This is a genomic window from Pseudomonas sp. NFACC32-1, from assembly GCF_900101215.1.
Classification (GTDB): Bacteria; Pseudomonadota; Gammaproteobacteria; order Pseudomonadales; family Pseudomonadaceae; genus Aquipseudomonas.
The window spans coordinates 268,342-291,014 of the sequence record NZ_FMUL01000004.1 but is presented as its reverse complement, the minus strand read 5'-3'; the positions used below and the strand labels follow the sequence as shown (position 1 = coordinate 291,014).

22 protein-coding genes are annotated in these 22,673 nt (G+C 62.3%); 8 read left to right on the top strand and 14 right to left on the bottom strand.

The annotated features are described in order from the left end of the window. Positions 1-60: 60 nt before the first annotated feature. The 10 genes from BLP99_RS09325 to ffh all read right to left on the bottom strand — a co-directional run bounded on the left by BLP99_RS09325 (position 61) and on the right by ffh (position 9,971). A complete protein-coding gene (locus BLP99_RS09325; protein ID WP_072388082.1) occupies positions 61-1,419 on the bottom strand; it encodes a transporter substrate-binding domain-containing protein in 1,359 nt (452 codons plus the stop codon). Between the two features lie 122 nt (positions 1,420-1,541). After that, positions 1,542-2,951, bottom strand: a complete 1,410-nt coding sequence (thrC, locus tag BLP99_RS09320; RefSeq protein WP_072388084.1) for a threonine synthase — start codon at positions 2,949-2,951, stop codon at positions 1,542-1,544. 104 nt (positions 2,952-3,055) lie between these two features. Next, on the bottom strand, positions 3,056-4,360 hold the full coding sequence (locus tag BLP99_RS09315) for a homoserine dehydrogenase (RefSeq protein WP_072388086.1): 1,305 nt from the start codon (positions 4,358-4,360) through the stop codon (positions 3,056-3,058). 132 nt (positions 4,361-4,492) lie between these two features. Then, on the bottom strand, positions 4,493-5,224 hold the full coding sequence (locus tag BLP99_RS09310; RefSeq protein WP_072388088.1) for a DsbC family protein: 732 nt from the start codon (positions 5,222-5,224) through the stop codon (positions 4,493-4,495). Positions 5,225-5,393: 169 nt separating this feature from the next. After that, entirely contained in the window at positions 5,394-6,290 is an 897-nt protein-coding gene (gene xerD, locus BLP99_RS09305) for a site-specific tyrosine recombinase XerD (RefSeq protein ID WP_092180225.1), read from the bottom strand. Between the two features lie 131 nt (positions 6,291-6,421). Further along, positions 6,422-6,772, bottom strand: coding sequence for a 50S ribosomal protein L19 (gene rplS, locus BLP99_RS09300; RefSeq protein WP_003175895.1), 351 nt, complete (start codon positions 6,770-6,772; stop codon positions 6,422-6,424). A gap of 9 nt (positions 6,773-6,781) precedes the next feature. Further along, positions 6,782-7,591 carry a tRNA (guanosine(37)-N1)-methyltransferase TrmD gene (trmD, locus tag BLP99_RS09295; protein WP_172834632.1) on the bottom strand — a complete coding sequence of 270 codons (810 nt, stop codon included), beginning with the start codon at positions 7,589-7,591 and terminating at the stop codon, positions 6,782-6,784. After that, a complete protein-coding gene (rimM, locus tag BLP99_RS09290) occupies positions 7,573-8,109 on the bottom strand; it encodes a ribosome maturation factor RimM (RefSeq protein WP_053152601.1) in 537 nt (178 codons plus the stop codon). Before rimM ends, trmD begins: the two co-directional genes overlap by 19 nt. A gap of 5 nt (positions 8,110-8,114) precedes the next feature. Beyond that, complete coding sequence (gene rpsP / locus BLP99_RS09285) at positions 8,115-8,366, bottom strand: 30S ribosomal protein S16 (protein ID WP_007927680.1); 252 nt, start codon at positions 8,364-8,366, stop codon at positions 8,115-8,117. A 228-nt stretch (positions 8,367-8,594) separates the two neighbouring features. Continuing rightward, positions 8,595-9,971 (bottom strand): signal recognition particle protein, encoded by a 1,377-nt coding sequence (gene ffh / locus BLP99_RS09280; RefSeq protein WP_072388092.1) that lies wholly within the window; start codon positions 9,969-9,971, stop codon positions 8,595-8,597. Between the two features lie 203 nt (positions 9,972-10,174). Here ffh and BLP99_RS09275 point away from each other — a divergent pair, with 203 nt between their 5' ends. The 8 genes from BLP99_RS09275 to cmoB all read left to right on the top strand — a co-directional run bounded on the left by BLP99_RS09275 (position 10,175) and on the right by cmoB (position 19,210). Next, entirely contained in the window at positions 10,175-10,987 is an 813-nt protein-coding gene (locus tag BLP99_RS09275; protein WP_072388094.1) for a cytochrome C assembly family protein, read from the top strand. A gap of 12 nt (positions 10,988-10,999) precedes the next feature. Next, positions 11,000-12,214: a CNNM domain-containing protein gene (locus tag BLP99_RS09270; RefSeq protein ID WP_072388096.1), complete on the top strand. Its 1,215-nt coding sequence runs from the start codon at positions 11,000-11,002 to the stop codon at positions 12,212-12,214. Between the two features lie 76 nt (positions 12,215-12,290). Beyond that, a complete protein-coding gene (locus BLP99_RS09265; RefSeq protein ID WP_092180223.1) occupies positions 12,291-13,607 on the top strand; it encodes an MFS transporter in 1,317 nt (438 codons plus the stop codon). A gap of 166 nt (positions 13,608-13,773) precedes the next feature. Next, positions 13,774-16,188 (top strand): endopeptidase La, encoded by a 2,415-nt coding sequence (lon, locus tag BLP99_RS09260; protein ID WP_072388100.1) that lies wholly within the window; start codon positions 13,774-13,776, stop codon positions 16,186-16,188. Between the two features lie 142 nt (positions 16,189-16,330). Beyond that, positions 16,331-16,723 (top strand): protease inhibitor I42 family protein, encoded by a 393-nt coding sequence (locus BLP99_RS09255; RefSeq protein WP_092180221.1) that lies wholly within the window; start codon positions 16,331-16,333, stop codon positions 16,721-16,723. 2 nt (positions 16,724-16,725) lie between these two features. After that, positions 16,726-17,361: a lysoplasmalogenase gene (locus BLP99_RS09250; RefSeq protein WP_072388104.1), complete on the top strand. Its 636-nt coding sequence runs from the start codon at positions 16,726-16,728 to the stop codon at positions 17,359-17,361. Between the two features lie 152 nt (positions 17,362-17,513). Then, a complete protein-coding gene (gene cmoA / locus BLP99_RS09245) occupies positions 17,514-18,257 on the top strand; it encodes a carboxy-S-adenosyl-L-methionine synthase CmoA (protein WP_072388106.1) in 744 nt (247 codons plus the stop codon). Beyond that, positions 18,254-19,210, top strand: coding sequence for a tRNA 5-methoxyuridine(34)/uridine 5-oxyacetic acid(34) synthase CmoB (cmoB, locus tag BLP99_RS09240; protein ID WP_072388108.1), 957 nt, complete (start codon positions 18,254-18,256; stop codon positions 19,208-19,210). Before cmoA ends, cmoB begins: the two co-directional genes overlap by 4 nt. A gap of 160 nt (positions 19,211-19,370) precedes the next feature. On the opposite strand, the gene tadA is transcribed toward cmoB, so the two are convergent. From tadA to BLP99_RS09220, 4 genes are all read right to left on the bottom strand, one after another. Beyond that, the gene (gene tadA, locus BLP99_RS09235) at positions 19,371-19,868 is read right to left on the bottom strand and encodes a tRNA adenosine(34) deaminase TadA (RefSeq protein WP_072388110.1); all 498 of its coding nucleotides are present in this window, start codon (positions 19,866-19,868) and stop codon (positions 19,371-19,373) included. After that, the gene (locus tag BLP99_RS09230; RefSeq protein ID WP_072388112.1) at positions 19,868-21,244 is read right to left on the bottom strand and encodes a multicopper oxidase family protein; all 1,377 of its coding nucleotides are present in this window, start codon (positions 21,242-21,244) and stop codon (positions 19,868-19,870) included. Before BLP99_RS09230 ends, tadA begins: the two co-directional genes overlap by 1 nt. Positions 21,245-21,355: 111 nt before the next feature. Then, a complete protein-coding gene (locus tag BLP99_RS09225; RefSeq protein ID WP_072388114.1) occupies positions 21,356-22,219 on the bottom strand; it encodes a class I SAM-dependent methyltransferase in 864 nt (287 codons plus the stop codon). A 26-nt stretch (positions 22,220-22,245) separates the two neighbouring features. Beyond that, positions 22,246-22,635, bottom strand: a complete 390-nt coding sequence (locus BLP99_RS09220) for an antibiotic biosynthesis monooxygenase family protein (protein ID WP_072388117.1) — start codon at positions 22,633-22,635, stop codon at positions 22,246-22,248. Between the last annotated feature and the right edge of the window lie 38 nt (positions 22,636-22,673).

The following is a 22,673-nucleotide window of genomic DNA, read 5'->3' as shown; positions in this document are numbered from 1 at the left end:
CCAATATGACAGGCAAACAACAGTCCTGCCGGGACACGACCGCTTCGTGTCGCGACGCCTTCACTCAGCACGACGCCAGCGCCGCCCCGCATCGCTCCAGCCACCCAGGAGGCCGCGCAACTGTCCATCGGCGCCGTAGAACGGCACCGACCAATGGTAGATATCCCTCAGGCCGCCGTTGAACATCAGTTGGCGATCGATGAACCGAGACTGCCCCGTTCGCAGCTGCTGCATCATTTCCCCATGCAGCAGCTCGGCAGTGGCCGGGGGAAACGCCGTGGAGTCGGTCAGGCGCGTCCCACGCAGCTTTTCGAAGCGGATCGCGAAGTGCTCCTCATAGCTCCTGTTGCACATGAGCAGGCGCCCTTCCAGGTCACGGATGAAGATCGGATCGGGGATGGCATCCATCAACGCCCGCTGGAGCAGCAACTGGTCGTTGAGAATGGCCTCTGCCTTCAGCCGCTGGTCGATCTGCGCCTGCAGGCGACGGTTCCACAGCAGCGACAGCAGGCCGAACACGCCAATCGCCACCACGCACCAATAGCCCCATCGGGACACACGCAGCCAGAGCGATGGCGCCTGGCTGGGCACCACACCCGCCATCCATTTGCTGCGCAGGGCACGCATCTCTTCGGCCGGAAACGCTTCCAGAGCCTTGTTCAGAATACTCAACAGTGGCAGCAGGTCCTGGCGGACAGCCAGATAATCCGGTTCCCACTTGCCCTCAAGGCTGTTTCCTACCTTCAACTGCCCGGCCGGATACAGGTGGACCCCGGTTTCATTCTCGATGGTGGCGTGAGCCTCACGGCTCTCCACCAGCGCCCTCGCCTCGCCGTAGGTCTTGACCGTGCGCAGTTCGATACTGGGGTAGTCGCGCCTGATCTCCGCCTCCAGGGCGTGCCGGGCCGGCAGCGCCAGGATCTTGCCCTTGAGCTGCTCCAGCGAATGGAGCGCCGAGTCCCCGTCACGCCCGACGAAGACCCAGCCCGAACCGCCGAATGCATGGCTGAAGGCAAGGAAGTCCCGGCGCTCGTCATTCATCGCCAGGGTGGTGGTCATGTCGGCTTGGCGGCCCTCCAGCATCGCCAGCAACTGGTCCGGAGAGAATGACTCCCGGTACACGAATTCCAGACCGGTCATTTGTGCGATGCGCTGGAGAATATCGTGGTTCAACCCATTCCACTGCCCCAGCTCATTCTTGAACAGGTACAGGGGAAACTGCATCGACGCCACGACGACCCTGGGGTGCTCCTCGATCCACTTGAGTTCCTGCGTGTCCAGCGCCAGCCCTTGGCCCGCCTTGAACGGTCGTGATTCCAGGGCCGCCAGTTGCGCCGTGCTCGCCCACTGCATCCAGCACATCAGGGCCAGACCTGTCGCCCAGCTCAGCGCTGGTTTGCATTTGATAAAAAACAACATCTGCATTTCCTTCGAGATGGCTCGCCCCGTCCCTCCAAGGGGCGAAAACCCGACCAGTTTGGCATGCAGAAACAAGAAAGCCCGTCAGGAGACGGGCTTCAAAATGTGACAGGTTTCAGCGGTCAGAGCGGCTTGCCGCGGTTGCCATGCTGGCTGACAAAGGCCTGTACGGCTTTCAAGTCATTAGGCAGCACGGTGCAGCGCTCTTCTCGCTCAAACAAATCAGAAAGGTGTGCAGGTAGTTCAAGCGCTTTTCCTACGCCTGCTTTCTCCACCGCGTCCGGGAACTTGACCGGGTGAGCGGTGCCCAGCACCACCATCGGAATGTCCAGGCTGCGACGGCACTCGCGGGCAGCCTTCACGCCGATGGCCGTGTGCGGATCGAGCAGTTCGCCGGATTGCTCGAATACCTCGGCGATGGTTTCGCAGGTCTGCGCATCATCCACGGCCAGGGAGTCGAACAGCTTGCGGGCCTCGGTCCAGCGCTCGGGCTCGACGCTGAAGCCGCCGCCCTGCCTGAAGCTGTCCATGAGGCCGGCAATCGCCGCACCGTTGCGCCCATGCAGGTCGAACAGCAGGCGTTCGAAGTTCGACGACACCATGATGTCCATGGATGGCGACAGCGTGGCGTGCAGGGTTTCCTTGACGTACTGGTTGCCGCTCATGAAGCGGTGCAGGATGTCGTTGCGGTTGGTGGCGACGATCAGCTGATTGATCGGCAGGCCCATGTTGCGCGCCAGGTAGCCAGCGAAGATATCACCGAAGTTGCCAGTGGGCACCGAGAACGCTACCGAGCGGGCCGGGCCGCCCAACTGCAGGGCCGCGTGGAAGTAATAGACGATCTGGGCCATGATCCGCGCCCAGTTGATCGAGTTTACCGCCACCAGGCGTGTGCCCTTGAGGAAGCCCTGGTCGGCGAAGCTGGCCTTGACCATTTCCTGGCAATCGTCGAAGTTGCCTTCGATGGCGATGTTGTGGATGTTTTCGCCGAAAATCGTCGTCATCTGCCGGCGCTGCACTTCCGAAACACGGTTGTGCGGGTGCAGGATGAAGATATCGACGTTCTCGCAGTGCTTGCAGCCTTCGATGGCGGCCGAACCGGTATCGCCGGAGGTCGCGCCGATGATCACCACACGCTCGCCACGCTTTTGCAGCACGTAGTCCAGCAGGCGACCCAGCAGCTGCAGGGCAAAATCCTTGAACGCCAGGGTCGGGCCGTGGAACAGCTCCATCACCCACTCGTTACCGTTGAGCTGACGCAGCGGTGCGATGGCATTGTGGGAAAAGACGCCGTAGGTTTCTTCCAGGATCTTCTTGAAATCGGCATCCGGGATGCTGCCGGTGACGAACGGGCGCATGACCCGGAACGCCAGCTCGTGATACGGCAGGCCGGCCCAGGAAGCGATTTGCTCCTGGGTGAAACGCGGCAGGTTTTCCGGCACGTAGAGGCCGCCGTCCGTGGCCAGGCCGGCCAGCAGGACATCTTCGAAATTCAGGGCCGGTGCCTGGCCGCGGGTGCTGATATAGCGCATAGGGGCAAACCTTTGGTTTGAGCCTCAAGCTTCAAGCGGCAAGCCTCAAGTGAGAGCAGATCTGCTTTTACCTGGAGCTTGCAGCGTGCTGCTTGCAGCCTTGATTAATTCAAATGCTCGACGCGGATACGGACCACGGGGCCCACCACGCCCTGGAGCGCTTCCAGCGCGGTGATTGCGTCGTTGATGCGCTGCTCGACCACACGGTGGGTCAGCAGGATCATCGGCACCAGGCCATCGTGCTCTTCGACTTCCTTCTGCATGATCGACTCGATGTTGATGCCACGCTCCGAAAGAATACTCGCCACTTGGGCCAACACGCCCGGGTGATCCTTGGCCTGGATACGCAAGTAGTAGGAGCTTTCGCACGCTTCGATCGGAAGAATCGGGTGAGCCGACAACGAGTCTGGCTGGAAGGCCAGGTGAGGCACACGGTTTTCCGGGTCTGAAGTCATGGCGCGAACCACGTCCACCAGGTCGGCCACCACCGAAGAGGCCGTCGGCTCCATGCCAGCGCCAGCGCCGTAGAACAGCGTAGAACCGGAGGCATCGCCGTTGACCATCACCGCGTTCATCACCCCGTTGACGTTGGCGATCAGGCGGTCGGCCGGAATCAGCGTCGGGTGCACGCGCAGTTCGATGCCACTGACGGTGCTGCGTGCCACGCCCAGGTGCTTGATGCGATAGCCCAGGGCTTCGGCATAGTTCACATCGGCGGTGGTCAGTTGGGTGATGCCCTCGGTGTAGGCCTTGTCGAACTGCAACGGAATGCCGAACGCGATGGAAGCCAGGATCGTCAGCTTGTGGGCCGCGTCGATGCCTTCCACATCGAATGTCGGGTCGGCCTCTGCGTAGCCCAGGGCCTGGGCTTCGGCGAGTACGTCCTCGAAGGTACGACCCTTCTCGCGCATTTCGGTGAGGATGAAGTTACCGGTACCGTTGATGATGCCGGCGACCCAGTTGATACGGTTCGCCGAGAGGCCTTCGCGAATCGCCTTGATCACCGGGATGCCACCGGCCACGGCGGCTTCGAAAGCCACGATCACGCCCTTCTCCCGGGCCTTGGCGAAAATTTCATTACCGTGAACAGCGATGAGCGCCTTGTTCGCGGTGACCACATGCTTGCCATTGTCGATGGCCTTGAGTACCAGCTCGCGGGCAACGGTATAGCCGCCCACCAGCTCTATGACGATGTCGATCTCAGGGTTCGTGGCCACTTCGAAGACATCGTTGGTAATCGCAATACCGGTCGTCTGGAACTGAGGCTTTGGCGTGCGCGTGGCAATCTGTGCCACCTGGATCCCACGCCCGGCACGACGAGCAATTTCCTCGGCGTTGCGCTGAAGTACGTTGAAGGTGCCGCCACCGACGGTACCTAACCCACAGATGCCTACTTTGACCGGATTCACTCTTGACTCCCCATGAAACGGCCGACACAAGGTCGGCCGTGAAATACAGCCGCGCAGCTACGCGACTTTGTGTTTAACGGCCCGACGAAGGTTTTCGCCGAGCCGTGATCTTCAACAGCGGATCATTCATGCTCATTTCGCGCCAAGGGCCAGTTTGGCGACTTGTGGCGCCGGCTGGTAGCCCGGAATTACCTGACCATCGGCCAAAACAATTGCCGGTGTACCGTTCACACCTATTGACTGACCGAGGGCAAACTGCTTGGAGACCGGGTTCTCGCATTTGGCGGACTTGATTTCCTTGCCATCGACCATCTTGTCCATGGCCGCTTTCTTGTCCTTGGAACACCATACCGCCTGCAACTGCTCATCGCCCGGCGATCCCAGGCCCTGGCGCGGGAACGCCACATAGCGCACTTCGATGCCGCGCTTGTTCAGCTCCGGCACTTCAGCGTGCAGCTTGTGGCAATACGGGCAGGTGGTGTCGGTGAACACGGTGATGTGGGACTTGGTCTCGCCCACCGCCGGATACACCACGGTTTCGGCCACCGGGATACCGTTGATCAGCTTGGAAATGCCCTGGCGCTCGGTGAGCTCGGTCAGGTTGACCGGCTTGCCGTCCTTGAGCTCGAACAGGTTGCCCTGGACGATGTACTGGCCATCGGCGCTGGCGTAGAGCACACGACTGCCCTTGAGCTTGACTTCATACAGGCCGGACATGGGGCTGGCGGAGATGGCTTCGATCGGCACTTCGATCTGGAGGTTTTCCAGGCTCTTGCGAATAGCCTTGTCGGCCGCGTCGTCGGCGATGGCAAAGGTGCTGGCCAGCGCAAGGGCGGCGGCGGTGAACAACTGGGTCAAGCGCATGGGGACTCCTGAGGCGAACAAATGGGACGGGAAACGCCGACACGAATTCGGGTTCCAACCGCCCACTGTGCAAACCGCCCAAGCCTACCACATAAGGCTGGCGTGACCGAATGCCGCTGACGCACGACAACACGCAATGCATGAGGACAAGACTTGTGGCGAGGGGCGCTTATCCGCGTGGATGATGCTTCGCATGCAGGTCCTGCAGCCGTGCCCGGGCCACATGGGTATAGATCTGGGTGGTGGACAGGTCGCTATGACCCAACAGCATCTGCACCACCCGCAGGTCGGCACCGTGGTTGAGCAGATGCGTGGCGAAAGCATGGCGCAGGGTGTGGGGCGAAAGGGACTTGCCGATCCCGGCCACCTTGGCCTGATGCTTGATACGGTGCCAGAAGGTCTGGCGGGTCATCTGCTCGCCGTTGCGGCTGGGGAACAGGACATCGCTGGGGCGCCCGGCCAGCAGCTCGTTGCGGCCATCGCGCAGGTAACGCTCCACCCATACAATCGCCTCTTCACCCATCGGCACCAGGCGCTCCTTGCTGCCCTTGCCCATTACCCGCAGTACCCCCTGGCGCAGGTTGACCTGTTCCAGGGTGAGGCTGACCAGCTCGGTGACCCGCAGGCCGCAGGCATACAACACCTCCAGCATGGCACGGTCGCGCTGGCCGATGGCTTCACTGAGGTCCGGCGCTGCCAGCAGGGCCTCCACGTCGGCTTCGGACAAGGATTTAGGCAACGGACGGCCCAGTAGCGGCATTTCCACCCGCAGGGTCGGGTCCACCGCGATGAGCTTTTCCCGCAGCAGGTAGCGATAGAACCCACGCAGCCCGGAGAGAAACCGTGCGGTCGAGCGGGGTTTGTAGTTTTGCTCCAGGCGCCACGACAAATGATCGAGGATCAGCTCCCGCCCGGCATGGGCCAGCTCCAGGTTTCTTTCCTGCAACCAGCCATTGAACAGCGCCAGGTCGCTGCGATAGGCGTCTCGAGTGTTATCCGAGAGGCCCTTCTCCAGCCACAGGGCATCGAGAAACTGGTCTATCAGGGGATGATCGATGGCAGGCATAAAGACTCATCAAGGGGGCCGGGGGCACGACATCGAAATGGGAAACGAAAGTAGGCAGGGTGCGCAAAGACCAAATTCCAGGCAACAAAAAAGCAGCCCGCAGGCTGCTTTTTTTGCATCGGAAGCTGGACTTAAGCCAGTTTTTCCTTGATGCGTGCTGCTTTACCAGACAGGTCGCGCAGGTAGTACAGCTTGGCTTTACGCACGTCACCGCGACGCTTGACAGCCATGCTGTCGATTTGCGGGCTGTAGGTCTGGAAAGTACGCTCTACGCCAACACCGTTGGAGATTTTACGAACAGTGAAAGCACTGTTCACGCCACGGTTGCGCTTGGCGATAACGACGCCTTCGAATGCCTGCAGACGGGAACGGTCACCTTCCTTCACTTTCACCTGGACGACGATGGTGTCGCCTGGGGCAAAGGTAGGGATTTCTTTGGTCATCTGCTCTGCTTCGAGTGCAAGAATGATTTTGTTGGTCATGCTGTGCTCCTAAGGCAAGTCTTTGGACTTACCATCGATACGTTGTGAACTATCGTCCCGCTCGTGGATATATTCCTCGAGCAGCTTCTTCTCTTCTCCAGAAAGCGAGCGGCTTTCCAGAAGATCGGCGCGTCGTTCCCAGGTCCGACCAAGGGACTGCTGTAAACGCCAACGCCGGATGTGCGCGTGGTTGCCACTCAGCAACACGTCGGGAACACGCTGATCCGCATACACCTCCGGTCGGGTGTAGTGCGGGCAATCCAGCAGACCATCCGTAAAGGAATCTTCCTCAGCGGAATCTGCATGCCCTAAAGCTCCAGGCAGCAGTCGTGTAACCGCATCGATCAGGACCATCGCCGGCAGCTCGCCGCCAGACAGTACATAGTCGCCAATCGACCACTCTTCATCGACATGAGCTTCAATGAAACGCTCGTCAATGCCTTCATAACGGCCGGCAATCAGGATCAATGCATCCGAATTCGCCAGCTCGCGTACCGCCGACTGAGTCAGCTGACGGCCTTGGGGCGACAGGTAGATCACCTTCGCACCCTCCCCGGCTGCCGCCCTGGCCTGAACCAGTGCATCTTCCAGGGGCTTGATCTTCATCACCATGCCCGGACCACCGCCAAACGGGCGATCGTCCACAGTGTGATGCCGATCCGTGGTGTAGTCCCGCGGATTCCAACAGGTCAGCTGCAAGAGCTCCTGTTTCACCGCGCGGCTGGTTATGCCGTACTCGCTGATGGCGGAAAACATCTCGGGAAACAGCGTGATGACTTCAACGCGCAAATTGGCCACGTTCAGAAATCCGCATCCCATTCCACCTTCATCTCGCCTGCCTCCAGGTCGACGGCCAACACGCACTGCCCGGTATAGGGCAACAGGCGCTCGCGATCATCCAGGCTGCCGACGCAAGGCTTTACCACCATGACATCGTTCGAACCGGTCTCGAGCAGGTGATCGATTTTCCCGAGCAGTTGCCCGAGTTGGTCGATGACCTTCAGACCAACCAGCTGGTACCAGTAGTACTCGCCGTCGGTCAGTTCAGGGAACAGGTTGCGCGGCACGCAAATCTCATAACCGGCCAGAAGACGTGCTTCTTCACGATCGTCGAGACCCTTGAGCTTCGCGACCAGGAACTTGTCGTTCCCGCGTCCGCTGACCAGCTCAACCTGCTTCACGCTGCCTTCGCGCTTTAGCGTCCAGGCCTTGTAGTTCAACAGGTTCTTGATCGGATCAGTAAAGGAATAAACCTTCACTTCGCCGCGAACGCCATGTACAGAATAGATTTTGCCGACAACGATCAGATCATCAGCATCTTTTGGCGTCGCGTTCATATTGCTCAGGCCGCAGCCTTAGCCGATTCCTTCAACAACTGAGCAACACGCTCAGAAGGTTGTGCACCAACGCTCAGCCAGTAGGCAACGCGCTCTTGGTTCACGGACAGACGAACTTCCTGACCACGGGCGATAGGGTTGAAGAAACCAACCTGCTCTTTGTGGGAACCGTCACGCGGGTTGCGGCTGTCGGTTACGGTCAGGTGGTAAAACGGGCGCTTTTTGGAGCCGCCAAGGGCAAGACGGATTGTTAGCATGTGAACATCGTTCCTGTAGTCGGTGCTGCAAATCTAAATGCACAGCGGGCATGGGTGCCCGAAAGGCCGCATATTCTAAGGAATATCCAGACTTTTGCAAATGACTTTTTCCGGCGAGTGCCGGCCTGCCATTCAGATCTGCGACGTTCAGCGCCCGCCGGAGACGGGTTGGCTGGAGATCCCGCGTCCCCGCGGGTAACGCCGGCATGAAGCCGGCGGCTGGATTCTTTACAGCTTGGGCATGCCGCCGCCGGGCAACATACCGCCCATGCCGCGCATCATCTTGGCCATCCCGCCCTTGGCGGAGAATTTCTTCATCATCTTCTGCATCTGCTTGTGCTGCTTGATCAAGCGCCCGATGTCCTGCACCTGGGTGCCGGAACCCATGGCGATCCGACGCTTGCGCGAACCGCTGATCAGGTCAGGGTCGCGGCGCTCGGCCGGGGTCATGGAGTTGATGATGGCTTCCATCTGCTTGAACTGTTTTTCAGCCGCGCTCTGGGCATTGCCCATCTGCGCCAGGTTCACGCCACCGATGCTCGGCAGCTTGTCCATGAGGCCGCCGAGGCCGCCCATGTTCTTCATCTGTTGCAGCTGGTCGCGGAAATCCTCGAGGTCGAAGCCCTTGCCCTTCTTCAGCTTCTTGGCCAGTTTGTCGGCCTTTTCCTTGTCGAGGGTCTGTTCGGCCTGCTCGATCAGGCTGAGCACGTCGCCCATGCCCAGGATGCGCGACGCGATACGCTCGGGGTGGAACGGTTCGAGCGCTTCGCTCTTCTCGCCCATACCGATGAACTTGATCGGTTTGCCGGTGATGGCGCGCACCGACAGCGCGGCACCGCCACGGGCGTCACCGTCGACCTTGGTCAGGATCACACCGGTGAGCGGCAGCGCGTCACCGAACGCCTTGGCGGTGTTGGCCGCATCCTGGCCGGTCATGGCGTCGACCACGAAGAGGGTTTCCACCGGGTTGACCGCGGCGTGCAACGCCTTGATCTCGCCCATCATCTCTTCGTCGATGTGCAGGCGACCGGCGGTGTCGACGATGACCACGTCGATGAACTTGAGCTTCGCTTCCCGGATGGCCGCCTGGGCGATATCCACCGGCTTCTGGCTCAGGTCGGAGGGGAAGAACGTCACGCCGATGTCGTTGGCCAGGGTTTCCAGCTGCTTGATCGCTGCAGGGCGGTAGACGTCCGCGGACACCACCATCACCGACTTCTTCTTGCGCTCTTTGAGCAGGCGCGCCAGCTTGCCGGCAGTGGTGGTCTTGCCCGCGCCCTGCAGGCCGGCCATCAACACCACCGCTGGCGGCACGGCGCTCAGGTTCAGGTCCTCGTTGGCAGCGCCCATCAGGCTTTCGAGTTCGGCCTGGACGATCTTCACGAACGCCTGGCCCGGCGTCAGGCTGCGCGACACCTCGGTGCCGACGGCGCGTTCCTTGACCGAATTGACGAAGTCCTTGACCACTGGCAGGGCGACGTCGGCCTCAAGCAACGCCATGCGCACTTCGCGCAGGGTGTCTTTGATGTTGTCCTCGGTCAGTTTCGCCTTGCCGGTGACATGGCGCAGCGTCTGCGAGAGACGGTCGGTTAGGTTTTCAAACATGCGCGATCCTTTCGGGCCCGGATGGGGCCGGGATAATGGCGGCCCAGACCGTGAAGAAATGTGCTCGGCGAGCCTGCGGCGTGGGCAGGTCGCGGATTATAGCGAAGAAGCGTGCGGCGTACACCTGGTGACTCCGGTGGTCTTTCGTACGGTATGGGTTCTATGCCAAACTCAGCGCCTTTCGGGCCTGCCTAACAGGATTTATGCTCCCCTTGTCACCCAGTTTGCTTGCCTCCCTCGCCGCCGCCTGCCTTTATGCCGCTGCGACCCTCTATCAAGGCACCCGCCTGGCCTCCGGCGCCAGGGCGAACAAGCGCCTGCTGGTCACGCTCGGCGTGCTGGCGGTGCTCGGCCACGCGGCCAGCCTTTATACCCACCTGATGACGCCGATCGGCCTGGGCCTGGACTTCTTCAATGCCGCCAGCCTGATCGCCGTGGCCGTGATCGGCCTGACGCTGCTGGCCTGCTCGCGCATCCCGGTGGAGAACCTCCTCGTGCTGCTGTTCCCACTGGGGTTGGCCACGGTGCTGCTGGCGCAGTTCGCGCCATCGGGTACGGTCCAGATCATCGATGAGGAACCGGGGATCCTGGCCCATATCCTGCTGTCGATCCTGGCCTACGGGCTATTCACCATCGCCGTGTTCCAGGCCCTGCTGCTGCTGGTGCAGGACCACCAGCTCAAGCACAAGCACCCTTCCGGGCTGATCCGCAACTTCCCGCCGCTGCAGACCATGGAGAGCCTGCTGTTCGGTTTCCTCTGGGCCGGCTGGACCCTGCTGTCGCTGTCGCTGATCTCCGGCTGGCTGTTCGTCGAGAACCTGTTCGCCCAGCACCTGGTGCACAAGACTCTGCTGGCCTGCCTGGCATGGGTGGTGTTCAGCGTGCTGCTCTGGGGCCGCAACCGTCTCGGCTGGCGCGGCCATAAAGCCATTCGCTGGACCCTGGCCGGCTTCTGCCTGCTGATGCTGGCTTATTTCGGCAGCAAACTGGTCCGCGAATACATCCTGCATATCTGACGGACGGCACTGATGGATAGGTTGCCCGCGGGGCCGCTGCTCGCTGTACTGGTGGTGCTGATCCTCTGGGCGGGGCTGTTCACAGCCATAGAAGCCGCTCGCTCGCACCTGTTGACGCTGCGCCAGGCCTCCCGGAGCGGCGACAAACCCCTGGCGAAGCTGCATTTTCCCCTGACCAGCCTGATCCTGGGCAACACCCTGTGCCGCACCCTGGCGGTGGTGATCGCCACGCTGCTGAGCCTCTTCACCTGGCTGGACAACGGACCGTGGATCGCCTGGCTCGCCACTGGCGCGGCGTTGCTGGTCCTGGCCGACTACCTGCCTCGCACCCTGGCCCAGCGCTATCCCGATGCGGTGCTGGCGCTGGGCAACGCCCTGCTTGCCGTCCCCTTGAAGCTGGTTTATCCACTGGCCTGGCTGCTGAACGGGCTCAGCGAGCTATTGCTGCGCCCCTTCGCCCGCAAGGCCAGCGCCGTGCAGCAGAGCGATGACGACATGCTCCTGCCCCGCGCCGAACATGACCCTGAACACAGCACCGGGCGTCCCCATCCGGTTTCCGGCATCCACGCCCTGGACAACATCACCGTCAACGACATCCTGGTCCCCCGCAGCGAAGTCGATGGAATCAATCTCGACGACCCCATCGGCGACATCATCGAGCAGTTGCGCCTGAACCGTCGTACCCGGCTGCCGGTTTTCCACAGCGATATCAACCAGGTCGAGGCGGTGCTCAACACCCGCCAGGTCCGCCACCTGCTGGCGGACGCCAGCCTGACCAAGGAAGCACTACTGGCCGCCTGCCACGACCCTTACTTCGTTCCCGAAAGCACACCGCTGCAACTGCAATTGCTGAATTTCCACAAGCAACAGCGCCGCCTGGGCATGGTGGTGGACGAATACGGCGAAGTACTGGGCATCGTCACCCTGGAAGACATCCTCGAGGAGATCGTCGGCGAGTTCGAAAGCGAGCACAGCCTCGACAACCCGCACGTTCATCCCCAGCCCGACGGACGCCTGATGATCGATGGTGCGGCGTCGATCCGCGAATTGAACAGGACCCTGGGCTGGCACTTGCCCTGCGACGGTCCCAAGACCCTCAACGGGCTGGTCACCGAAGCGCTGGAGACCATTCCCGAAAGCCCGGTGTGCCTGAAGATCGGCCGCTACCGGCTGGAGATCATCGAAACCGTGGACAACCGCGTCAGCCAGGTACTGGCCTGGCTGTAGAAACAAACGCTCACCGGTGTTCGACCCATAATAATAAATCGCTCCAACGGAGCACATGACTGTCAGGGATAACCGCATGACGACGACCACCACCTGCAACGACGCTGTGCCCGCCCAACCGACAAACTCCACTACCCGCGTGGCGACCGCGAGCTTCATCGGCACCGCCATCGAATTCTACGACTTCTACGTCTATGCCACGGCCGCCGCCCTGGTGATCGGACCGGTATTCTTCCCGCAGACATCCGGCACGGCACAGATGCTGTCGTCCTTCCTGACATTCGGTATCGCCTTCCTCGCCCGCCCGTTGGGTTCGGCGCTGTTCGGTCACTTCGGCGACCGGATCGGGCGCAAGTCCACCCTGGTGGCCTCCCTGCTGCTCATGGGCATCTGCACCACGCTTATCGGCGTGCTGCCCGGCTACGCCAGCATTGGCGCCTGGGCACCGTTGCTGCTCTGCCTGCTGCGCTTCGGCCAAGGCCTGGGGCTGGGAGGCGAATGGGGCGGGGCCGCACTGCTGGCCACGGAGAATGCGCCCAAAGGCAAGCGCGCCTGGTTCGGCATGTTCCCCCAACTGGGCCCCTCCATCGGTTTCCTGGCGGCCAACGGGCTGTTCCTGAGCCTGGCCATGGGCCTGGACGACGAGCAGTTTCGCTCCTGGGGCTGGCGGATCCCGTTCCTGCTCAGCGCCGTGCTGGTGATCGTCGGCCTCTATGTGCGCCTCAAGCTCCATGAAACGCCGGTCTTCGCCAATGCCGTGGCCCGTCAGGAGCGGGTGAAGGTGCCGCTGGTGGAGCTGTTCAGCCAGTATTGGGCACCGACGTTGCTGGGCGCGGCGGCGATGGTGGTGTGCTACGCGCTGTTCTACATTTCAACGGTGTTTTCCCTGAGCTACGGGGTCGCCACCCTCGGCTACAGCCGAGAGACATTCCTGGCCCTGCTGTGCTTCGCCGTCCTGTTCATGGCCGCCGCCACGCCCTTGTCGGCCTGGGCCAGCGATCGCTTCGGCCGCAAACCGGTGCTGATCGTCGGTGGCATGCTGGCGATTGCCTCGGGCTTTCTCATGGAACCCCTGCTGACCCACGGCTCGACCTGGGCCGTGGCCCTGTTCCTGTGCGTCGAGCTGTTCCTGATGGGCGTGACCTTCGCGCCGATGGGCGCCTTGCTGCCGGAACTGTTCCCCACGCATGTGCGTTATACCGGCGCTTCGGCGGCTTATAACCTGGGAGGCATCGTCGGCGCCTCGGCTGCCCCGTTCTTCGCCCAGAAGCTGGTGGCAATGGGCGGCCTGGGCTATGTCGGTGGCTACGTATCCGCGGCTGCGGTACTGAGCGTGATCGCCGTGCTGTGCCTGAAGGAAACCCGTCATAACGACCTGAACCGGGTTGCCTGACCCTCATCGTGGCGAGGGGGTTCGCTCCCTCGTCCACCCGCCCATCGCCAAACCTGTCACAAAGCTGAACGCCTCCCAATGAAATAACCGCTAACAATCCCCCACCATTGAAACCGCCCCCCACCTGCCCCATCTAAGAGCCATACTCCATTGCGCAGGTGCCCCAATGAGCGACCAGCACTCTACTGAAGCCACGAACGACTACGCAGATTCCGAACACATCGAACATACCGTTTCCGGAACCGGCCTCGCCCTGCCCGGCCAAAGCCTGCCGGACAAGGTCTACATCATTCCCATCCACAATCGCCCGTTCTTCCCGGCCCAGGTGCTGCCGGTCATCGTCAATGAAGAACCCTGGGCCGAAACCCTGGAACTGGTAGCCAAGTCCGAACATCATTCCCTGGCCCTGTTCTTCATGGACACGCCCCAGGAAGACCCGCGCCATTTCGACACCTCGGCCCTGCCGCTATACGGCACGCTGGTCAAGGTCCATCACGCCAGCCGTGAAGCCGGCAAGCTGCAATTCGTCGCCCAGGGCCTGACCCGGGTGCGCATTCGCACCTGGCTCAAGCATCACCGCCCGCCGTACCTGGTGGAAGTCGAATACCCCCACCAGCCGAGCGAGCCGACCGACGAGGTCAAGGCCTATGGCATGGCGCTGATCAATGCGATCAAGGAACTGCTACCGCTCAATCCGCTGTACAGCGAAGAGCTTAAGAACTACCTCAACCGCTTCAGCCCCAACGACCCATCGCCGCTGACCGACTTCGCCGCCGCGCTCACCTCCGCCACCGGCAATGAGCTGCAGGAAGTACTCGACTGCGTGCCGATGCTCAAGCGCATGGAAAAAGTGCTGCCGATGCTGCGCAAGGAAGTGGAAGTGGTGCGCCTGCAGAAGGAGATTTCCGCCGAGGTCAACAGCAAGATCGGCGAACATCAGCGCCAGTTCTTCCTCAAGGAACAGCTCAAGGTCATCCAGCAGGAACTGGGGCTGACCAAGGACGACCGCAGCGCCGACCTCGAACAGTTCGAACAGCGGCTGGAGGGCAAGACACTGCCGGCCCAGGCCCGCAAGCGCATCGACGAGGAAATGAACAAGCTCTCCATCCTGGAGACCGGCTCGCCGGAATACGCCGTTACCCGCAATTACCTCGACTGGGCGACCTCGGTGCCATGGGGCGTGTACGGCCAGGACAAGCTCGACCTCAAGCATGCCCGCAAGGTGCTGGACCAGCACCACGCCGGCCTGGACGACATCAAGGACCGCATCCTGGAGTTCCTCGCCGTTGGCGCCTACAAAGGCGAGATCAGCGGCTCCATCGTACTGCTGGTGGGACCGCCCGGAGTGGGCAAGACCAGCGTGGGCAAGTCCATCGCCGAATCCCTCGGCCGGCCGTTCTACCGCTTCAGCGTCGGCGGCATGCGCGACGAAGCCGAGATCAAGGGCCACCGGCGCACCTACATCGGCGCCCAACCGGGCAAGCTGGTGCAGGCGCTCAAGGACGTCGAGGTGATGAACCCGGTGATCATGCTCGACGAGATCGACAAGATGGGCCAGAGCTACCAGGGCGACCCGGCCTCGGCCTTGCTGGAAACCCTCGACCCGGAACAGAACGTCGAATTCCTCGACCACTACCTGGACATGCGCCTGGACCTGTCGAAGGTGCTCTTCGTCTGCACCGCCAACACCCTGGATTCGATCCCCGGCCCGTTGCTGGACCGGATGGAAGTGATTCGCCTGTCGGGCTACATCACCGAAGAGAAGATCGCCATCGCCAAACGCCACCTGTGGCCCAAGCAGCTGGCCAAGGCCGGCGTGTCCAAGGGCAGCCTGAGCATCAGCGACAGCGCCCTCAAGGCGCTGATCGATGGTTATGCCCGAGAGGCCGGGGTGCGACAGTTGGAGAAACAGCTGGGCAAACTGGTACGCAAGGCCGTGATGAAGCTGATCGAGGACCCGAAGGCCGTGATCAAGCTCGGGCCGAAGGATCTCGAGGCCTCTCTGGGCAAACCGGTGTTCCGCAACGAGCAGGTGCTCTCGGGCGTCGGGGTGATCACCGGCCTGGCCTGGACCAGCATGGGCGGCGCCACCCTGCCGATCGAAGCGACCCGCATCCACACCCTGAATCGCGGTTTCAAGCTCACCGGACAGTTGGGGGAAGTCATGAAGGAGTCGGCGGAAATCGCCCACAGCTACGTCAGCTCACACCTGAAACAGTTCGGCGGCGATCCGAAATTCTTCGACGAGGCCTTCGTCCACCTGCATGTTCCCGAAGGCGCAACCCCCAAGGACGGCCCGAGCGCCGGGGTGACCATGGCCAGCGCCCTGCTGTCCCTGGCGCGCAACCAGCCACCGAAGAAAGCCGTCGCCATGACCGGCGAACTCACCCTGACCGGGCATGTGCTGCCGATCGGCGGCGTGCGGGAAAAAGTCATCGCGGCACGGCGGCAGAAAATCTTCGAACTGATCCTGCCGGAAGCCAACCGGGGCAACTTCGAGGAACTGCCGGACTACCTCAAGGAAGGCGTCACGGTGCACTTCGCCAAGCGGTTCGCGGATGTGGCGAAGGTGTTGTTCTGAGGGTTTTATAGACGCTGTACCGGCCTCATCGCGAGCCTGCTCGCGATGGCGCCATCAGCAACACCACATACCCGTCTGACACACCCGGTAGCATCTTCGGTTATGCTCGCCGTTCGTCGTGAATGCCGGAGCCTTTGCCCCTATGTCCCTCACTCGCCTGTTCGTACTTCTCAGCCTCGCCCTGCTGAGCGCCTGCGCCACGCAAACCAGCAACAACGTGACCGTGGAAAAACTGAGCCAGTGCCCGGTAAGGCTTAACAACGGACAGAACCTGATCCTGAGCCTGCCCAGCAATCCCAGCACCGGTTATCGCTGGGCGGTTCAGGATTCGGCCGGCGGTGTGCTGAAAGCACTGGGCCCCGAGGTGTACCGCAACCCGGAGGACGCCGGTATCGTCGGAGCTGCCGGGGTTTCGACCTGGCGCTTCCAGGCATTCAACCCGGGCACCGGCCGGCTGCGCCTGACTTATCAACAGCCCTGGGCCCCTGAAGTACCGCCCGTGGAGACCTTCGACTGCGCTATCGCGGTGAAATGAGCATGGGCTGGCTGATCCTCGCTCTGATGGGAGCGGCCACCTACCTGTATGGCCTGAGCGTGCATGCCTCGCTGCTGTGCCTGCTGGTCAAGCCGATGCCGGTGCTGGCGCTGCTGGGTTGGCTGCACGATGCGCCGCCCGGCGACTATCGACGCTGGATCAGTCTCGGGCTGATTTTTTCGCTGGCGGGCGACGTACTGCTGGCGTGGCCGGGCGACTTGTTCGTGTTCGGCCTTGGCGCGTTTCTCCTGGCGCACCTGGCCTACCTCAAAGCCTACCTCAGCGATTGCCGCCGACCGGCGCTGCTGCCCTTGGCCCTGGCCTTGGGCATCGGTGCGGTGCTCCTGGCAATCCTGGTGTCGAGCGGTCTCGGGCCGTTGCTGGTGCCAGTGGTGATCTACGGCCTGGTCATCAGCGCCATGCTCTGGCGGGCGTTGGCACGCCTGGGCACCAACGTGCCCAAGCGTTCGGCAGGGCTGGCCGCCGCCGGGGCGCTGGCGTTTGTGTTTTCCGACAGCCTCATCGGCATCAACCGGTTCGTGCACCCCTTCCATGCCGCGCCTTACCTGATCATCATCAGTTATTGGCTGGGCCAATGGGGCATTACAGCGTCGGCGTTCGCCCGAAAGCCACAGTGAGCCAGATAAGGTGGGAGCGAACTTGCTCGTGATAGCGGTCTGTCAGTCAACATTATGGCCGGCTGAACCATCGCCATCGCGAGCAAGCTCGCTCCCGCAGCATTTTTGGTTAAAATGCCGGCCTTTTCACCACCCATGCCGCTGGAATCGCCGTGAGCAAAGAGTCCGACCGCCTATTCGCCCAACCCCTGGCCCAAGTGCCTGACTTCGCGTTCAACGAGGACGTAGTGCGGGTGTTTCCGGACATGATCAAGCGTTCGGTGCCAGGCTACCCGACCATCGTCGAAAACCTCGGCGTGCTCGCCGCGCAATTCGCCCAGCCGGGCAGCGTGCTCTACGATCTCGGCTCTTCCTTGGGCGCGGTGACACAGGCCCTGCGCCGTCATGTGCGCACTGATGGTTGCCGGGTGATCGCGGTGGACAACTCGGCGGCCATGGTGGAGCGCTGCCGCGAATACCTCAACGGCCAGGACTCGATGTTCCAGGAGCTGCTGCCGGTGGAAGTGATCGAAGGCGACATCCTGGCCCTGGACTTCCAGCCGGCTTCGGTGGTCGCGCTGAACTTCACCCTGCAATTCATTGCGCGGCCGCAGCGCACCGAGCTGCTGAGCCGAATCCGCCAATCCCTGTTGCCCGGTGGCGCCCTGATCCTCTCGGAAAAACTGCGTTTCAACGACCCCGAGGAACACGCCCTGCTCACCGACCTGCACGTGGCGTTCAAGCGCGCCAACGGCTACAGCGAGCTGGAGATTGCCCAGAAACGCAGCGCCATCGAAAACGTCATGAAGCCCGACAGCCTCGAAGAACACCGCGAACGCCTGCTGGCGGCCGGGTTCTCGAAAGTCGTGCCGTGGTTCCAGTGTCTTAACTTCGCCTCGTTGATTGCCCTGCCATGATCGATCTGTCTCCCCTCGCCCGCCGTCTGGCCGGTACGCCCCTGGCCGACTGGGCCGCGACGCTGCAGTCGCAGCTCGATATCAAGATGCAGAAAGGCCATGGCGATCTCGAACGCTGGCAGAACGCCCTGGATGCCCTGCCGTCGCTGCAACCGACCCGGATAGACCTGCTGAACAGTCTGACGCTCGACACCGAGTGCAGCGATGAAACCCGCGCCCAGATGCGCACCGCCCTGATGGGCCTTTCCCCATGGCGCAAAGGCCCGTTCGATCTGTTCGGCGTGCACGTGGACACCGAATGGCGTTCGGACTGGAAGTGGTCACGGGTGGCACCGCACCTGGACCTCAAGGGCAAGCGCATCCTCGATGTGGGCTGCGGCAACGGCTACTACATGTGGCGAATGCTGGGGGCCGGGGCCGACACCGTGATCGGCGTCGACCCCAACTGGCTGTTCTTCTGCCAGTTCCAGGCGGTGCAGCGCTACCTTTCGCAGCCCAACGCCTGGCACCTGCCGTTCCCCTTCGAAGACCTGCCGCCGGACCTCGAAGGCTTCGACACGGTGTTTTCCATGGGCGTGTTCTACCACCGCCGCTCCCCCATCGAACACCTGCTGGCCTTGAAGGACTGTCTGGTGAAAGGCGGCGAACTGGTGTTGGAAACCCTGGTGATCGAGGGTAACGAGCATCAGGTGCTGGTCCCCGAGGACCGCTATGCGCAGATGCGCAACGTCTGGTTCCTGCCGTCGGTTCCAGCCCTGGAGCGCTGGCTGCGCCGGGCCGGGTTCAGCGATGTGCGGTGTGTGGACGTGAGCCTGACGACCGTGGAAGAACAGCGCAGCACCGAGTGGATGAAGTATCAGTCGCTGAGCGACTTCCTTGACCCTGCTGACCATGGCAAGACCATCGAAGGGCTACCGGCACCGATGCGGGCGGTGATCGTGGCGCGTAAATAAATCGCCCAACCACCACGAACCTCTGGAAGCGAGCCGGCTCGCGAAGGCAGTGGTTCAGTCACAGGGATGTCGGGCTTGCCGGCCTCATCGCGAGCAAGCTCGCTCCCACAGGTTTTTGTGTGGTGTGCGGATGCTGTGAATACACACAGGGGGCCGGTATCTAGTCTGTGGCCTTGGCTCTACGCGCCTTGAAGAACTCGCTCAGCACCGTGCTGCACTCCTCGGCCAGCACGCCGCCTTCGTACATCACGCGATGGTTCAGGAAACCCTGGCTGAAGAACTGCCCTTGGCTCTGCACGATGCCGGCCTTGGGCTCCAGGGCACCATAGACGACCCGGGCAATGCGCGAGTGAACGATCAGGCCGGCGCACATGCTGCACGGTTCCAGCGTGACGTAGAGGGTGCTGCCGGGCAGGCGATAGTTGCGCATGGCCTGGGCCGCGGCGCGGATGGCGACCATTTCCGCATGGGCACTGGGATCGTGACCGCTGATCGGGCAATTGAAGCCGCGTCCGATGATCTCGCCGTCCTGCACCAACACCGCTCCCACCGGCACCTCACCCAGGGCGGCACCCTGGGCGGCAAGGGCCAGGGCTTCGCGCATGAAATCCTGGTCACGGCTGCGGTCGATGATCCTGGCGGGACGAATCTGGCGCATCACGCCACCTCGATGGCGGCCATCAGGCCGGTTTCCATGTGATCAATCACATGGCAGTGGAACATCCACACCCCAGGGTTATCCGCCACCAGCGCCACCTGCGCCCGCTCGTTCTTGCCCAACAGGTAGGTGTCGGTGAAATACGGCACGACCTTGTGCCGGTTGGACGCGATCACCTTGAAGCTCATCCCGTGCAAATGGATCGGGTGCTGGTACTGGGTCATGTTCTTCAATTCGAAAATGTAGCTCTGGCCTTTCTTCAGGGTAGCGATCGGCCGATCGGCGCAGGTCTTGTCGGTGATGTCCCAGGCCTTGCCGTTGATCTGCCACAGGCTCGGCGGCTTGCCGTTGTCGACATTGACCGACACCGAACCGACCCACTCGAAATTGAAGTTGAGTTTCTCGGCATTGGCCAGGTCCGGCTCGGCCACCGGGTTGGCCGGCAATGCTGGCGGCCAGGCAGTGGGGGCATCGCTGTTGGCGACCGACCGCAAGGTGCCCAGGCGTACCGGGCCGTTGCGCAACGACAACTCTTCTCCGGCCGCCGGTGCCTTTATGGCCAGGCAGATGCGCATGCCCGGGCCCAGCCAGTACTCCTTGCCCAGCGGGCGCGGCTCGACGGGGTTGCCGTCCAGGGCGTAGATCTGCGCCTCGACGCCGGGAATGTTGATGCGATAGGTCAGGGTGTTATCCAGGTTGAGCAGGCGCACCCGGGTGATCTGCCCCGCCGGCAGGTCGATCACCGCCTGCGGCACGCCGTTGATGGTCGAAAGCCGCCCGGCCGTGCCGCCACGGGCGGCCTCGCGAGGGATGCTGAACTCCACGAACTGGCCTTGCTCGTCTACATGCCAGCTCTTGAGGCTCAGGGTCTGTTCGTACTTGAAGCCAGTCGGCTCACGCTCTTCGATGATCAACGGTCCCACCAACCCACGCCCGAGCTCTTCGCTGCTGTTGACGTGAGGGTGATACCAATAGCTGCCGGCGTCCGGCACACGGAACTTGTAATCGAAGTATTCGCCCGGCAGCACCGGCAGTTGCGAAACGTACGGCACGCCATCCATTTCCAGCGGCAGACGGATTCCGTGCCAGTGGATCGTGGTGGCAACCGGCAGGCGGTTGATGAAGCGCACCCGCAACCACTCGCCCTGACGTACCCGCAGCTCGGTGCCCGGGGCCGACGGACCGAACGCCCAGGCCTGGGTCTTGTGCCCGGCCACCAGCTCGACGTCCAGGGGCGCCGCGATCAGCTCATAGTCATGACCGGCCTGGGCATCGGCCATCCTGCCCAACCAATACCGCGAAGCCCCTCCCGCCCCGACGCCAACGACAACAAGACCGGCCAGGCCACCGAGTATTTGGCGACGGGTAAAGGACATGAACGCAACCACCTATTGAATCTGCGGCGAACCGGCAGGTCCGCAAAAGGCGAATACGATACACCCGCGATTGAGAAATATTAAGTGAAGGATTGTCGCGGATAAGTAATGTCAGCTAGCCGATTTGCGTGCCGTGACAATCCATGCCGCGCCGTCAATCATCACCGACCGCTCGCCGGGGAGACCCGCGAAGGCGGCGCGAACCGCGGCCCAGGCGTGGGCACGGATGTCGTCGGGCTGATCAGCGAGCACAAGCGACAGCGGGCCACCCTCGAATGCCATCTTCACGGCGTCGTCGATCGCCGCGTCCCGAGTCTCGCCTTGGCCGAACGAGATGGAAGCATCGAAGGGCGCGATAGTGATATCGGTGAAGCCGGCCGTTGTCAGGATGCGCTCCACGCGCCCCCGGTCGCCGAACGAGAATGGGCCGGGCACGTCGGGACCGGGCGGCGCGGGCAGCGGGACAATGTCCTTGATCGCGATCATGGGCAGACGCACCCAATCGTTCTCGGCCACGCCGCGCCAGCAGACGAAAGCGACCCGCCCGCCCGGTCGGAGCGCGCGTCGCATATGAGTGAACGCCGCTGTCGGATCGTCGAAAAACATCACGCCGAAACGCGAGAACAGCATATCGAACGCGCCCTCGGGCAGCTCGGCGCTGCTGGCGTCGGCCACTTGGAACAGGACCGGCGTATCCTGTGGCGCAAGCGCGCGCGCACGGCCAATCAACGGCTCGGATATGTCCACGCCCAGCACTTGGCCGCCCGCGCCGACGCGGGCGGCCAGATCCAGACTCGATGCGCCCGCGCCACAGCCGACGTCCAGCACCCGCTCACCCGTCGCGGGCGCGGCGGCTTCGATCGCGGCCTGGCCGAATACCGCAAACATGGCGTCGAGCCGGGCCTGGTTGACGGCCCAGTACTCCCCGCTTTGGCCATTCCAGTCGGCGACCTGATAGGTTTTTTGCTCTGTCATGACATTTCCTCATTTTGACGCATTCTTCAGGCCACGCAAAAGCCGGGGACGGCGACCTTCTGGAACAAGTGCGGGCTGCCTACGACGGATGACGGATAGGCCGAAAGCTTCGCGACGAACTCGGGATGAGTGAGACCGGCGCGGACCGTCTCGGTGGACTCCCACACCACATAGTTCAGGTAAGTCGGGCTATCGCCGATCGCTCGATGCAGCTGCATGGAAATGAAGCCCGGTTGCTTCGTTATGATCTCGGCAGCCACCTTGAAAGCGTCCAGGAAGCCCGCTTCGTCGGCATAATCGAGCGTGAAGAGGTTGATGAGCACAACTGGCGCGGCAGTGATGCCGAGTTGACGCTCAAGCGGGAATTTATCGTCTAGCGGTTTGAATTTACGCTCTTGCGGCTTTGGGTCGGCCATGGTGGCACTCCCGTCTAATGGGAAAATGAAACTACCGT